We start from the raw sequence: 13,666 nt of genomic DNA on the forward strand, positions 1-13,666 counted from the left end.
CCGCGCCAAGATCTGAGCAACTTCCCCGATGTTGCTGCCTCCGACACGCGCGAGACAGCAACATCCTGATTTTGCGCGGATCTTGACGACGACCACACCGGCCCCGAGACACCGGGAGCGAGGTCCAAGCGCCACCGGCTCACAAGGTCACGCTCGAACCAGGATGTAGGGGCGTCACCGACGCACCGACACCACTAAGTCCTGGACAACACCGTTGCGTTAGGGCTGTAGCCGGCGGGTCAACCCGGGACAGGAAGTGCCCGATCTGGGCCCGGCTTGGCGATCATGGAGTTGTGGTGCCGACTTTGGGCGTTTTACGGGCGTTCTGTTACCCACCACAACTCCATGATCGACGAGGCAGTGCTGGTTGACGAACAGCCGTTCCACCTAACGCAACGGTGTTGACATCCTGGATCTAGCGCGATCTTGCGCTCGGGACGCCCGCGGAGGGGCATGTGCGGCCGTTTCAGGGCAGGCAGGCCTCGACAGGACCCCAGGACCCCTTGATCCACTCGGTTTCACGGAAGTCGCGCCTTCCACCTGGCTCGAACACCGCGTTTTCAAGAAAGCCGAGTGGATCACGCCCCAGCCGCAGCCCGCTGGCACGGCGGGGCGCAGTGGGGCGGGACGGGGCGGGGCACGGCGGAGCGGGGCGGGGCGGGGCACGGCGGAGCGGGGCGGGGCGGGGCACGGCGGAGCGGGGCGGGGCGGGGCACGGCGGAGCGGGGCGGGGCGGGGCACGGCGGGGCGGGGCGGGGCGGGGCGGGGGCGGGGCGCATCGAGGGCGGGGCTAGAGGGTCTGGACGGTGGCGATGCGTTCCTCTAGCTGCTCGATGGTGGCCTGGGCGCTCGGCGGGCCGCCGCAGAGTCGGCGCAACTCGGCATGGATCTTGCCGTGGGGCTGGCCGGTGCGGTGGTGTCGGGCGGCTACGAGGGCGTTCAGTTGGCGCCGGAGCGCCACTCGACGCTGGGCGGCACTCAGAGGTGCGGGTGGCGCCGCGGCGGGCGCAGCGGCCGGCTGAGCGGCCGCGTCGGCCGTACGGCGGCGTTGGGCGGCGAGTTGGGCGGCCTGCCGTTTGGTGAGCAACAGGGACACCTGGTCGGCGGTGAGGAGGCCGGGCAGGCCGAGGTATTCCTCTTCCTCGGGGGTGCCGGCCTGGGCCGCGGTGCCGAACGACGCCCCGTCGAAGATCACCTGGTCCAGTTCGGCGGTGGCGGAGAGCGCGGCGAACCGCTTCTCCAGTTCGCCGCTGGCCTGGTCGTCGCGCTGCGCGCGTTCCAGCAGGTCGTCGTCGAACCCGTCGGCTTCCTTGGGTTTGCCGAGCACGTGGTCCCGCTCGGTCTCCATCTCGCTGGCCAACCCGAGCAGGTGCGGCACGCTGGGCAGGAAGACCGAGGCGGTCTCCCCGGGTCGACGGGCCCGCACGAAGCGGCCGATCGCCTGGGCGAAGTAGAGCGGCGTGCTGGCACTTGTGGCGTAGACCCCGACCGCGAGTCGCGGGATGTCCACCCCCTCGGACACCATCCGCACCGCGACCAGCCACCGTTGGTCGGACGCCGCGAACGTCGCGATCCGGGCGGAGGCGCCCTGGTCGTCGGAGAGCACCACGGTGGCCTTCTCGCCGGTGACCTGTTCGATGAGCCGGGCGTACGAGCGGGCGGTCTGCTGGTCGGTGGCGATGATCAGGCCGCCGGCGTCGGCCATGCCGGCGTTGCGCAGCACGGTGAGTCGGGCGTCGGCGGCCCGCAGCACCTGCGGCATCCAGTCGCCGGCCGGGTCCAGGGCGGTACGCCAGGCCTGGGCCACCAGATCCTGCGTCATCGGCTCGCCGAGTCGGGCGGCCAACTCCTCCCCCGCGTTGGTCCGCCACCGGGTCTCCCCGGAGTACGCCAGGAAGAGCACCGGCCGGACCACGCCGTCGCGCAGCGCGTCGGAGTAGCCGTACACCGAGTCGGCGCGGGAGCGCAGCAGCCCGTCTCCGCCCCGCTCGTAGCTGACGAACGGGATCGGGTTGTCGTCGGAGCGGAACGGCGTCCCGGTGAGCATCAGTCGGCGTACGGCGGGCTCGAAGGCGGCCTTCACCCCGTCACCCCAGGTCCGGGAGTCACCGGCGTGGTGGATCTCGTCGAGGATGACCAGGGTGCGCCGGGTCATGGTGCGCCGCCGGTGCACGTGCGGGGCCATCCCCACCTGCGCGTAGGTGATGACCGCGCCGTGGAAGTCGGCTGCGGAGTGCAGGTCGGCGTTGCGGAAAGCGGCGTCGAGTTGGATGCCCACCCGGGCCGCCGCGTCGGACCACTGGCTCTTCAGGTGCTCGGTCGGGGCGACCACGGTGACCGCCTCGATGGTGCCGTCGGCGAGCAGCTCCGCCGCGATCCGCAGGGCGAAGGTGGTCTTGCCGGCGCCCGGGGTGGCGACCGCGGTGAAGTCGTCGGTACGTCGACGCAGGTATTCCACCAGGGCCTTGCGCTGCCAGGCGCGTAGTGCCGGGAACGTCTCGAGCACCGGCGTCCGGGCTGCCACGCGAAGCTCCTCTCCGACCGCACGATGGCGGACCCCGGGCGAGGGCCACGAATCCCGCCGCCCATGAAAACGCCTCCGCGCAGTAGCTGCCGCGAAGGCCGACTCAGCATAACCAGCGCGAGCCCCACGGCCCAGGCGACGCCACGCCTGTCACATCCGCCACCTCGATCGCGAGGCTCACCAGTCCCGGTCGGTACGTGGATCGGCCCCTTCGGTGCGCGGCGGGCGCAGCGTCGCCACCGGCGCGGACCAGCGGCGGCGCAGTGCGATCAGGCGCAGCCCGAAGACCAGGACGGCGGCGGCGGTGAGCGGCGCGGGGCCGGTCTGCCCGGTGACGTACAGCAGCGCCACGGTGACCGCGCCGGCGAGCGCGGCCAGCGCGTAGATCTCCCGGCGCAGCACGACCGGGATCTCGGCGGTGAGCAGGTCGCGGGCGAGCCCGCCGCCGATCGCGGTGAGCATGCCGATGAGGCAGGCACCGACGGCCGGCACCCGGGCGTCGAGTGCCTTGAGCGTGCCGGTCACCGTGAACAGCGCCAGGCCCGCCGCGTCCAGCACCAGGACCGTGGTGCGCAGCCGGGCCAGTTGTGGGTGCAGCCAGAAGACGGCGAGCGCGGTGATCGCGGCGGTGGCCGCGTACCGCCAGTCGGCGAAGGCCAATGGCGGGACCTCGTCGATGACCAGGTCCCGGAAGATCCCACCGCCGAGAGCGGCCACGAACCCGACGAACGCGACACCGAACAGGTCCAGCCGCTTGGCCACCGCCGCCGAGGCCCCGGACGCGGCGAACACCGCGACGCCGGTCAGGTCGGCGAGCAGCAGGGCGGTGGAGGTGGTCACCGCCGCAGGCTACGTCGCCGGCCGGAGCGCCGGCCGAGGTTCACTCGCGGTACGAGTCGTAGATCTCCTTGCACTTGGGGCAGACCGGCGAACCCGGCTTGGCCGCCTTGGTGACCGGGAACGTCTCGCCGCAGAGCGCGACGACGTAGGTGCCCATGACGGCACTCTCGGCGATCTTCTCCTTGCGGACGTAGTGGAACATCTCGGGACCGGTGTCGGCGTCCTTCAGCTCTGGACGCTCGAGAACCTCTGTGCTCACGTCTGCACCTCCAGCGGTCAAGTTTGGCAGGTCATCACGGCCGGGTCCACCTGAGGCCGGCCGGAGCCCGACCCCGTACGGTGCCCGGGTGACTGACTTTCACCTCAGCTACGGCACCGAGGTCGCCGAAGCCCTGCGCGACGGCCGACCCGTCGTCGCACTGGAGAGCACCATCGTCTCGCACGGCCTTCCCCGCCCGGAGAACCTGCGGGTGGCCAGGGAGATCGAGCGGGCGGTCCGGGACGCCGGAGCCGTTCCCGCGACGATCGGCATGATCGGCGGCAAGCTGGTGGTCGGCCTGGACGACACCCAGCTGACCCGGCTCGCCACCGTCGACGGAGTGACCAAGCTCTCCGTCCGCGACCTCGCGGTGGCGGCGGCGACCGGCGTGGACGGTGCCACCACCGTGGCCGCCACCAGCGCGGTGGCCGCCGCGGCCGGGATCGGGGTGTTCGCCACCGGCGGGTTGGGTGGGGTGCACCGCGAGGCCGCGCACACCTTCGACGAGTCGGCCGACCTGGTCACCCTGGCCCAGACCCCGATCGCGGTGGTCTGCGCCGGCGTCAAGTCGATCCTCGACGTGGGCGCGACGCTGGAGCGCCTGGAGACCCTCGGGGTCGCCGTGCTCGGTTACCGCACCCGCCGGTTCCCCGGCTTCTACCTGACCGACGCCGGCTTCGACCTGGACTGGTCGGTGGACTCGCCGGAGCAGGTCGCCGCCGTGCTCGCCGCCCGGGACGCGCACGCGCTGCACACCGGCGGGCTGCTCGTCGCCAATCCGCTGCCGGTCGACGAGCAACTCGACCCGGAGCTGCACGACCGGACGCTCGCCGCCGGTCTGGCCCTGCTGGAGCGCGACGAGATCACCGGGAAGGCCGTCACCCCGTACCTGCTGGCGCACTTCCACTCGGCCACCGAGGGCGCGAGCCTCGCCGTCAACGTCCGGATCATCCTGCGCAACGCCGACCTGGCCGCACGGATCGCGGTCGCCGCGGCGGCCCGCACCGCCGCCACGGTATGACCCGACCGGGGCGGGTGATCGTCGTCGGGGACGTGATCACCGACGTGGTCGCCGTGCTGTCCGGCCCGCTCGCGGTGGGCTCGGACGCGGCGGCCGAGATCAGTATCGGCGGCGGCGGTCAGGCGGCCAACACCGCGGCCTGGGTCGCCGCGCAGCGGGTGGACGTCACACTCGTCGGCGCCGTCGGCGCCGACGACGCGGGGCGGGACCGGGTCGCCGAGTTGGCGCGGGCGGGTGTCGACTGCGCGGTCGAGCGGGTCGAGGACGCGCCGACCGGCACGGTCATCGTGGTGGCCACCGACGGCGAGCGCACCATGGTCAGCCAACGGGGCGCGAACCTGCGGCTGAGCGCCGCGCACGTCGAGCGGGCCCTCGCGGCGGTGCCCGACGCCGGGCATCTGCACCTGTCCGCGTACACCCTGTTGGACGCCGAGTCGCGCGATGCCGGGCTGCGGGCGTTGGCCGCCGCCCGCGAGCGCGGGCTCACCACAAGCGTCGACGCGGCCTCCGCGGCGCCGCTGCGGCGCGTCGGTGCGGCGGCGTTCCTGAGTTGGGTACGCGATGTCGACCTGCTGTTGGTCAACGCGGACGAGGCCACGGTGCTGGCCGGCGGGCTGGACCCGGCGGCGCAGGGGCGGGCGTTGTCGGCGACGGCGCGGCGGGTCGTGGTCAAGCGCGGCGCGGCCGGCGCGGTCTGGGTCGACCGCGGCGCGGCGGTCTGGGTGGCTCCGGCCCGGCGGGTGGCGGTGGCGGACGTGACGGGGGCGGGCGACGCCTTCGCGGCCGGCCTGCTGACCGCCTGGCTCGCCGGTGCCACCCCGACCGTGGCGCTGAACCGCGCCACCGACCTGGGGGCGCTGGCCGTCTCCACCATCGGCGCGCGGCCACGGCCGTAGTCGTCGGCGCGCGGCCTCGGCCGTGCGGCAGCGGCGCGCGGCCTCGGCCGTGACCGGTCGAGCCCTGACCTGCTCTCGAGTCAGGGCTCGACGTCGATGACCTTGTGTGTGCGTTCCTCGGCGGTGAGGCTCATCGGCGGGGTGTCGTCCTGTTGGCGGGGGTGGAACCGGTTGGCCAGCCGGTGCTCTTCCTTCGGCGGCCGGTCGTTGGCCAGCAGCACGGCCAGCCAGGGGATGAGCACCATGCCGAGGCCGCACAGCGGCAGCCAGAGCCAGAGCAGTGGGGCGTTCGCACCGACCAGGATCGCGCCGACGATGATGCACAACACCCGGATGCCCATCATCAGGACATAACGGCGCTGGCGGCTGTTGAGCTGATCATCCTGGCTGCGCGAGGCGTCGGTGATCAGAATCGGCTGGTACGCCTGACGCTTCACCATGGACCTCCTCGAGGGGATACGCCTCATCCTGTCACCGCAGGGCCTTGATCAGCGAAATTCGACTCACCACGATGCGTGTTACGTGCGTGGTACGCTCCCCGATGTGGGCAGCAGGTTCAGCTTCACCGACGAGGCGTTGGCCAACCTGAGGGTCTACGACGTCACACCCGGGGAAGTCTGGGAGGCGCTGCACAGCGCCCGCCGGGTCATCCGCCACCTGGGCGACGACGTCATGGTGGTCTACGCCGCCGCCCGTCGGGGTCGCCGACTGGCGGTGCTGCTCGCCGAGGCCGATGGCACCGACAACGACTGGGACATCCTCTCCGCCCGCGAGTTGAGCGACGTCGAGTCCAAGCGCTACGACGAGGCCGTGCGAAGAGATCGCCGATGAGGAGGCCGTGACGATGCACCGTAACGACGCGACCAAACAGTTCCACAGCGGCGACGACCGGATCGCCGAGTTGATCGACGAGAGCCCGGCGGTGGATCTGCCCACCCCCGACACCGACGTGCCGATGGTGAGCCGATCAGTCCGGCTGCCCTTGGAGACCTACGAGCGGGTGCGGGCGGCCGCCGACGCCCGGGGCATCGGTGTCACCACGCTGATGCGCCAGTGGATCGAGGCCGGCCTGGCCGACCTGGACGACTCCGCGACCGTCTCGCTCGCCGACGTCCGGCGCGCGCTGGCCTCGCTGGCACACCCGACCGCCGCCTGAGCGCGCGGGTCAGCCGCCGCCGGTCTTCGCCCTGGCCGCCGCCTTCATCTGCTGCTTGAACTCCCGCACCCGGCTCAGCGAATCTGCGTCCGTGACGTCGGCCACCGACCGGTACGCGCCCGGGTCGCCGTAGTCTCCGGCTGCCGTGCGCCAGTCCTGCGGGGTCACCCCGAAGCGCTTACCGAGCAGGGCCACGAAGATCTGCGCCTTCTGCTTGCCGAAGCCGGGCAGCTCGGCGACCCGGCGCAGCAGCTCCGGCCCGTCGGCGACCCCGGACCAGAGCAGCGCCGCGTCACCGTCGTAGCGCTCCACGAGCACCTGGCAGACCTCCTGCACCCGGGCCGCCATCGCCTTCGGAAACCGGTGCAGCGCGGGCGGCTGGGCGAAGAGCGCGACCAGGGCCTCCGGGTCGTACCCGGCCAACTCCGCCGCGTCCAGGTCGTGGCCGAGCCGCCGCACCAGCACGTACGGCGAGGAGAACGCCTTCTCCATCGGGATCTGTTGGTCCAGGACCATGCCGAGGAGCAGGGCCAGTGGGCTGCGCTCCAGCAGCCGGTTGGCCTCCGGATCGATCGGCAGCACGAGCGTCATGTGGACATCCTGCCTGGTGCACCGAGGTGGGCGGACACCGACGCTCCGTTCGGTGCGGACAGGTGGCGCCGGTCTGCCACGCTCGACGTCATGCTTCGGACCGCCCCGCCCGGATCCCCGTACCACCGGCTCGGCCGCACCGACCGCCACCGCGTGTGGAAACCCATCGTCGGCACCCTCGTACTGCTTGCCTCGGCATTGCTGGTCGTCACCCTCCTCTTCAGCGTCGCCGCCGTCGTGGGCGAGCTCACCAACCGCCCGTACGACGCCGACGGGTTCCCCACCTTCGGCCCGATTCCGGACGCCGCGCTGCTGCTCGCCTCGCTGGCGCTGCTGCTCCCACTGGTGCTGGGCACCGCCTGGCTCGTGCAGCGCCGGCCCGCCGGCACGGTCTCCTCGGTGCTCGGCCGGCTGCGGTGGGGGTGGCTCGGCCGTTGCCTGCTGATCGCCACACCGCTGATCATCGTCATGCTGTTCGGGGCGGACCTCCTGCTCGGGCTGACCGACGAGAGCTCGGTCCTCGACCCGGCAGCCACCTGGGTGGGTTGGCCGGAGTTCGCCGCCGGCCTGCTGATGGTTCTGCTGTTGGTGCCGTTCCAGGCCGCCGCGGAGGAGTACGCCTTCCGGGGCTGGCTGTTGCAGGCCGTCGGCGCGTACCTGCGCACACCCTGGCCCGCGATCACCCTCCAGGCGGTGCTCTTCGCCGCCGCGCACGGCTGGGGCACGGTCTGGGGCTTCCTGGACCTGGCCTTCATGGGAGCGCTCATGGGCTGGCTGGCGATCCGCACCGGCGGGCTCGAGGCCGCGATCGCGCTGCACGTGGTGAACAACCTGACCGGCTTCACCCTGGCGGCGGCGTTCGGCGAACTCGCCGCCGACGAGACGATGGCCGACTCCCCCTGGCAGCTCGTCCTGGTCGACGTGGTGGTCCTGTCGGCGTACGCCCTGGTCGTCGACCGGTTGGCCGCGCGTCGAGGGTTGGCGACAGTCGTACCGCCGGCGCTGGTCGGGGCGGTGCCCGGCGCGCCGCCGCTCCCGGCCGGCGAGCCCGCACTCCCGACCAGCACGGGCTCGTTCCCGACCGGCGAGCCGTCGCCGCCGAGCGGCACGGAGGTGCGGCTGCCGGCCTCCGGGGTCGAATCTCGCGGGTGGTGACGGCTCGTTCCACGGCGGCAGGCAGGATGTCGGAGTGGACGAACACGACATGCTGCTCTCCCCCGCCGGTGTCGACGCGCTGCGGGCCGCGCTGACCCGGACGGGGTTCACCAGCCGTGGCGTCGCCGAGCGGCTGGGCGCCCAGGCGACCGCCGCGGTCGCCCGCAACGACTACCGGGCGGCGCTGCGCGCCACCGAGGACGGCGACCCGCTGGGCACCCTGATCCGGGTGTTCATCTGCGACCAGACCGAGTCGGAGGCGGCGGTGGCCGCCGCGCTGGCGCCGCTGGGCCTGGCGGAGGCACTGGCCGGCGGGCTGGTCGAGCGGTACGGCAGTGGCCTGCGCGCCGGCGTCGACCTGGAGCCGTACGGCGACGACTGGTGGGTGCTCGCCGACGTGTCGGCCAGTGCCCGGCCGGGCCGACCGTTGCACGCCGAGCACGTGCTCGGCATCGGCGGGGCCACCCAGACCCTGATCGGCGCGACCATGCGCCGGCCCGTCGACACCGCACTGGACCTGGGCACCGGCTCCGGCGTCCAGGCCCTGCACCTGGCCACCCACGCCCGGTCGGTGACCGCCACCGACCTGTCCGAGCGGGCGCTGCGCTTCGCCGCGACCACCGCCGCCCTCAACGGCCAGGACTGGGAGCTGCTGCGCGGTGACCTGGTCGCCCCGGTGGCCGGTCGACGGTTCGACCTGGTGGTGAGCAACCCGCCGTTCGTGGTCGGCCCGGGCACCACCACGCACGTCTACCGCGACTCCGGGCGGGTCGGCGACGCCATCGGCGGCGAGTTGGCCGCCGCCGCCCCAGGGCTGCTCACCGAGAGCGGCACCATGCAGTACCTGGCGAACTGGGTGCACGTCGCCGGTGAGGAGTGGGACGAGCGGGTGGCCGGCTGGTTCGCCGGGACCGGCCTGGACGCCTGGGTGATCCAGCGCGAGGTGGCCGACCCGATGGCGTACGTCGACCTGTGGCTCACCGACGTCGGCGAGACCGCCGACCCGCAGCGGATGGCCGCCTGGCTGGACTGGTTCGACGCACACAAGGTGGAGGGGATCGGCTTCGGCATCGTGTCGCTGCGCCGCGGCGGCCACGCCGACCCGGTGGTCCGCGTGGAGGACCTGCGGCAGCGGGTGCAACCGCCGCTGGGCGACCAGATCGCCGCCTGGTTCGACCGCCAGGACTTCCTGCGGGTACGCGACACCGAAGGGCTGCTCGCCGAGCGCTACCGGGCCGCCGACGGCCTCCAGCTGCGCCAGGAGGCCACCATGGGCGACGAGGGCTGGGCGGTGGACCGGCAGGTTCTCGCGATGCCGCACGGCCTGCGCTGGACCGAGGAGATCGACCCACTGGTGTTGGCGCTGGTCGGTGGTGCCGACGGCCGGCTGCCGCTGCGCGACCAACTCGCCCTGCTCGCCGCGGCCCACGACGTCGAGCCGGACGAGATGGCCGAGGCCGCCGGCCCGATCGTGACGCACCTGGTGGAGCGCGGCTTCATCGAGGCGGTGACCGAGTGACGCGGGCCGGCTTCACGGCGGCTGCCGGCTCCGAGGCGGCTGCCGGCTTCGGGGTGGGTTGCTGATGCGTGCGGTGGTGCAGACCGTCGGGCGGGCCAGCGTGACAGTCGACGGCGAGGTGGTCGGCGCGATCGAGAACGGCCTGCTGGTGCTGCTCGGGGTGACCCACACCGACTCGGCGCAGACCGCTCAGACGATGGCCCGCAAGGTGCACGAGCTGCGCATCCTGGACGACGACCGGTCCGCCGCCGACACCGGCGCGCCGATCCTGGTGGTCAGCCAGTTCACCCTCTACGGCGACGCGCGCAAGGGCCGACGCCCGAGCTGGACCGCCGCCGCCCCCGCCGAGGTCGCCGAACCACTTGTCACCGCGGTAGTCGACGCCCTGCGCCAACGAGGCGCCAAGGTCGAGACGGGCCGCTTCCGCACCCACATGCTCGTGGAGAGCACAAACATAGGCCCCCGCACAATCCTCCTAGACCTCTGACACTGCGACGGCAGTAAGCAGGGGACACCGGCGGTTGCTAACGCCGGGCCGAGATTAGTCGTATAACCAGCAGGCGGCGAAGCAGAGACATGGCGCCAGTAGCGCGGCCGAGGTGAGCAGCAGGACGAGAAGCGTGGCCAGCTCGCTGCGCGCCGCCGGACCGCGTCGACGTCCCGGTCCGCCCACCGCAACAACCGCTGCATCCCGGCCGGCGACACATCCCCGGCCTGCTCAGCCAGGGTCCAGCCGTTCTTCCGCCCCAGACCTGAGACCAGACCGCACAAGTACTGACGCGCACGCCGTCGCGGCTCCGAACGGCGAAATCGAGGCCCGACACGGGCATGCACGTCCGCCACAGGCAGACCAACGAACCCGACCCGAAGACGATTCGCCTACTGCCGTTGCAGTTAAGGCCTGTTTCATAAGTACTGGCCGGGCTGCGTCGGACCGCCCTTATGAAACAGGCCTTAGTTGGCGGTGGCGCCGCAGGCTCGCCACTCGTCACCGGCGCGGACGAGGTATAGCTCGAAAGTTCGGCGCAGACGCTGCTGCTCGGCGCTAACCTCAATGACGACTGAGACGGTGGCGCTGTCCGTAGACTCCGACTGCACCTCTACGTCGACCGCATCGGTGACCAGTTGCAGCCCGAGCGCAGCCTCGCGTCGCGCCACTTCCTCCCGCCACTGGTCCACCACGCCCAATTGTGGACTATCGCAGGTCATCTCACTGGTGGCGGATGGATCATGGTTTGTCAACGCCGCATCGAGATACCAGCGGGCGACGTCTTCAGCGCCCGGACCGGCATCGGCAGCCGGACCGGCATCGGCGCCCGGACCGGCATCGGCAGCCGGACCCGTATCGGTGGTCCGTGTACCTCTCGACCTGTCCCATCCGTCATTGAGCGAATTCAGCAGCACAACGGGCAACGGACAGCAGATCACGATCAGAAGGAAAAACTTGACGACGTCGCTGAAGGGAACGCCAGCGGCGTCACGTCGCCATTCCTCCATGTCGCGCTGTCGCTTGGGATCGAGCACGGTCAGATCCGGATCGGACGGCTTGTACGCATGTACTGATGGTCAGCGTTGCCGTAGATCCTTTCCACCCGTCCCACGTGCAAGCTGGACGGGCCTTGCTGCGCCGAGGCGGATCCGCACGGCTACCAGAAGCGGCCAACTGGTCAGGCCAACGAGCCGCGATGACCGCCGGACGGCCACGGCGGTACAGCCTCATGGCCATACGCCCTTTAGGGCGAGACCTCGGAACTGGCGGCCCGCCTCGACTCCTGACGGCATGACCCTCCAGGCGGCAGCCAGCGCGGTCAGCCGTGCTGATCGTGACGACGACGGGTAAGCGCGAGTCGGGTGGTCAGCCGTACGCCCGGATGATGTGGCCGGTGTCGTCACCCTCGACGCAGCGCAGGTAGTGGCCGACGAGTTCGTCCATCGGCACCGGACGCATGCCGGGGAAGTCTTCGGCGAAGGCGTCGCGGGAGTCCCCGATCATCGTGGGGCTGACCACGTTGATCCGCATACCCCGCGGTAGCTCGATCGCGGCCGACAGGCCGAAGCTGTGCAGGGCGCCGCTGATGACGCCGCCACCGGTGACGTGCGGCCATGCGTGGTCGGCGAAGATACCGGAGGTCAGGGTGAAGGAGGCACCGTCGGCGCAGTGGTGCTGGCCGGTGAGAACCAGATCTGCCTGCCCGAAGAACTTGGCTCGCATGTTTTCGAACAGCGCGTCGGAGGTCAGCGTCGTGAACTCGTCGAGCGCGCCGTGCGCTGCGATGCACACCACGCTGTCGACCGCCCCGACCTCGCGGTACATGGCCTCGATTGTCGAGTGCGAGGTCAGGTCGACGTGGATGTCACCTGAGGTGCGTCCGGCCACGACAACGTGGTGGCCGCGCGATCGCAACGCGGGCACCAAACGTTCTCCGATGGTGCCGGCGCCGCCGACGACGACGATCCTCACCGTGCTTTCTCCGTCCGGGACAGGGTTCCTGGCGCGATGTGTCGTTCGAGGCCCGCTGCCAACAAGGTGAGCGCGTCGGCGTCAGATGCGCCGGGACGCGCGTAGAACAGGCCGATCTGCTGGTCGCCGTCAGGCAGGCTGACCGTCTCGTTCGCCAGACTAACTCGCCCGACGACAGGATGGTCGAGTTCTCGCAGGTAGTACGAGCATGTTCAGACAGGGCGCCGCACCCACATTCACGCGAACCCCGCCCCGCCCCCACCCCACCCGCCCCCACCCCACCCCACCCCACCCGCCCTGGTTGATCATGAGGTTATTGCTCGCCACCTCGGCGTGTCGTGGCAATAACCTCATGATCAACGCGTTGGGTGGGGGGTGGGTGGGGGTGGGGGTGGGTTAGGAGAAGAGGCCTCGGCGGGTTAGGGACTGGCGGAGCCAGTTGTCCAGTTCGGCGGTCCAGTCGGTGCGGTCGGCGGTGGCGTGGTCGACGGTGAACCGGCCGAAGGCGTCCCGGCCCTCGCTGAAGACGCCACCGCGCTTGTCGACCTCCAGCACGACCTGCATCTGCTGGGCGTCGGCGATGAAGGTGACCTCCAACTGGTTGATCGAGCGGGCGTACTGCGGGGCCGGAGCGAACTCGATCTCCTGATAGAACGGCAACGTCTGCCGTACGCCGTAGATGTGACCACGCTCCACATCGGCGCGTGCGAAGCGGAAGCCCAGTCGCAGCAACGCGTCCAGCAGTCGCTCCTGCGCGGGCAGCGGGTGCACCGACACCGCGTCCAGGTCGCCCTTGTCGACGGCGCGGGCAACCTCCAGCTCGGTACGCAGACCCATCGTCATGCCGTGCAGGTGCTGCCCGTACAGGTCGGTGATCGGTGTTTCCCACGGCACGTCGAAGCGGAACGGGATGTCGTGGCGCTGCCCCGGCTCCAGCCGGAACGGGCCGGTGATCCGCTGGCGGCGGAACTCCTGGGTGGTCTCGTGGTCGCTGTCGCCGCTCTCGACCTCGACTCGGGTGACGAGGCCGAGGGTCACATGGTCGATGTCGACCTGGTGGTCACCGCCGAGCACCTGGATGCGGCCCTCCAACTGCCCGCCCGGGCGGCAGTTCGGGTTGGCCAGCACCGTCTCGACCGACGGGCCGCCGACCCCCATCGCCTTCATGAGCCGCTTGAAGACCACACCGTCCTCCATCTTTCGTCGTCGTCGAGCCGAGGTGGCCGACCGTCCGCAAGGTAGCC

15 protein-coding genes and 1 pseudogene are annotated in these 13,666 nt (G+C 71.4%); 7 read left to right on the forward strand and 9 right to left on the reverse strand.

Annotated elements, in window-relative coordinates; all coding sequences use genetic code 11:
- Window positions 1-790: 790 nt before the first annotated feature.
- From AB0B57_RS17765 to AB0B57_RS17775, 3 genes are all read right to left on the reverse strand, one after another.
- Entirely contained in the window at window positions 791-2,524 is a 1,734-nt protein-coding gene (locus tag AB0B57_RS17765) for a DEAD/DEAH box helicase (protein ID WP_357070310.1), read from the reverse strand.
- A gap of 177 nt (window positions 2,525-2,701) precedes the next feature.
- On the reverse strand, window positions 2,702-3,364 hold the full coding sequence (locus tag AB0B57_RS17770) for a trimeric intracellular cation channel family protein (RefSeq protein WP_357070312.1): 663 nt from the start codon (window positions 3,362-3,364) through the stop codon (window positions 2,702-2,704).
- A gap of 40 nt (window positions 3,365-3,404) precedes the next feature.
- A complete protein-coding gene (locus AB0B57_RS17775) occupies window positions 3,405-3,623 on the reverse strand; it encodes a DUF3039 domain-containing protein (RefSeq protein WP_088946800.1) in 219 nt (72 codons plus the stop codon).
- Window positions 3,624-3,711: 88 nt separating this feature from the next.
- On the opposite strand from AB0B57_RS17775, the gene AB0B57_RS17780 reads away from it, so the two are divergent.
- Both AB0B57_RS17780 and AB0B57_RS17785 read left to right on the forward strand, forming a co-directional pair.
- Window positions 3,712-4,644 carry a pseudouridine-5'-phosphate glycosidase gene (locus AB0B57_RS17780; RefSeq protein WP_357070314.1) on the forward strand — a complete coding sequence of 311 codons (933 nt, stop codon included), beginning with the start codon at window positions 3,712-3,714 and terminating at the stop codon, window positions 4,642-4,644.
- Window positions 4,641-5,540 carry a PfkB family carbohydrate kinase gene (locus AB0B57_RS17785; protein WP_357070316.1) on the forward strand — a complete coding sequence of 300 codons (900 nt, stop codon included), beginning with the start codon at window positions 4,641-4,643 and terminating at the stop codon, window positions 5,538-5,540. Before AB0B57_RS17780 ends, AB0B57_RS17785 begins: the two co-directional genes overlap by 4 nt.
- 80 nt (window positions 5,541-5,620) lie before the next feature.
- On the opposite strand, the gene AB0B57_RS17790 is transcribed toward AB0B57_RS17785, so the two are convergent.
- Window positions 5,621-5,980 carry a DUF3099 domain-containing protein gene (locus AB0B57_RS17790; RefSeq protein WP_357070318.1) on the reverse strand — a complete coding sequence of 120 codons (360 nt, stop codon included), beginning with the start codon at window positions 5,978-5,980 and terminating at the stop codon, window positions 5,621-5,623.
- 103 nt (window positions 5,981-6,083) lie between these two features.
- Here AB0B57_RS17790 and AB0B57_RS17795 point away from each other — a divergent pair, with 103 nt between their 5' ends.
- Window positions 6,084-6,371 carry a hypothetical protein gene (locus AB0B57_RS17795; protein ID WP_124771959.1) on the forward strand — a complete coding sequence of 96 codons (288 nt, stop codon included), beginning with the start codon at window positions 6,084-6,086 and terminating at the stop codon, window positions 6,369-6,371.
- Window positions 6,372-6,384: 13 nt separating this feature from the next.
- Window positions 6,385-6,696 (forward strand): hypothetical protein, encoded by a 312-nt coding sequence (locus AB0B57_RS17800; RefSeq protein WP_074318058.1) that lies wholly within the window; start codon window positions 6,385-6,387, stop codon window positions 6,694-6,696.
- A gap of 9 nt (window positions 6,697-6,705) precedes the next feature.
- Here the strand turns inward: AB0B57_RS17800 and AB0B57_RS17805 are convergent, their stop codons facing one another.
- Window positions 6,706-7,287 (reverse strand): HhH-GPD-type base excision DNA repair protein, encoded by a 582-nt coding sequence (locus AB0B57_RS17805; protein ID WP_357070320.1) that lies wholly within the window; start codon window positions 7,285-7,287, stop codon window positions 6,706-6,708.
- 90 nt (window positions 7,288-7,377) lie between these two features.
- Between AB0B57_RS17805 and AB0B57_RS17810 the strand changes: the two genes are divergently transcribed.
- From AB0B57_RS17810 to dtd, 3 genes are all read left to right on the forward strand, one after another.
- Window positions 7,378-8,442 carry a CPBP family intramembrane glutamic endopeptidase gene (locus AB0B57_RS17810; RefSeq protein WP_357070322.1) on the forward strand — a complete coding sequence of 355 codons (1,065 nt, stop codon included), beginning with the start codon at window positions 7,378-7,380 and terminating at the stop codon, window positions 8,440-8,442.
- Between the two features lie 34 nt (window positions 8,443-8,476).
- The gene (locus AB0B57_RS17815) at window positions 8,477-9,961 is read left to right on the forward strand and encodes a methyltransferase (RefSeq protein WP_357070325.1); all 1,485 of its coding nucleotides are present in this window, start codon (window positions 8,477-8,479) and stop codon (window positions 9,959-9,961) included.
- A 64-nt stretch (window positions 9,962-10,025) separates the two neighbouring features.
- Window positions 10,026-10,448, forward strand: coding sequence for a D-aminoacyl-tRNA deacylase (gene dtd, locus AB0B57_RS17820; protein WP_357070327.1), 423 nt, complete (start codon window positions 10,026-10,028; stop codon window positions 10,446-10,448).
- Window positions 10,449-10,603: 155 nt separating this feature from the next.
- On the opposite strand, the pseudogene AB0B57_RS17825 reads toward dtd, so the two are convergent.
- The 4 genes and pseudogenes from AB0B57_RS17825 to AB0B57_RS17840 all read right to left on the reverse strand — a co-directional run.
- A pseudogene (locus AB0B57_RS17825) lies at window positions 10,604-10,810 on the reverse strand (IS701 family transposase); the annotation flags it as partial.
- A gap of 105 nt (window positions 10,811-10,915) precedes the next feature.
- Complete coding sequence (locus AB0B57_RS17830; RefSeq protein ID WP_357070329.1) at window positions 10,916-11,485, reverse strand: hypothetical protein; 570 nt, start codon at window positions 11,483-11,485, stop codon at window positions 10,916-10,918.
- A 331-nt stretch (window positions 11,486-11,816) separates the two neighbouring features.
- Window positions 11,817-12,422, reverse strand: coding sequence for a short chain dehydrogenase (locus AB0B57_RS17835; RefSeq protein WP_357070331.1), 606 nt, complete (start codon window positions 12,420-12,422; stop codon window positions 11,817-11,819).
- A gap of 396 nt (window positions 12,423-12,818) precedes the next feature.
- Window positions 12,819-13,607 carry a sporulation protein gene (locus tag AB0B57_RS17840; protein ID WP_357070419.1) on the reverse strand — a complete coding sequence of 263 codons (789 nt, stop codon included), beginning with the start codon at window positions 13,605-13,607 and terminating at the stop codon, window positions 12,819-12,821.
- Between the last annotated feature and the right edge of the window lie 59 nt (window positions 13,608-13,666).

This window comes from Micromonospora sp. NPDC049101, assembly GCF_040648675.1.
Taxonomy (GTDB): Bacteria; Actinomycetota; Actinomycetes; order Mycobacteriales; family Micromonosporaceae; genus Micromonospora.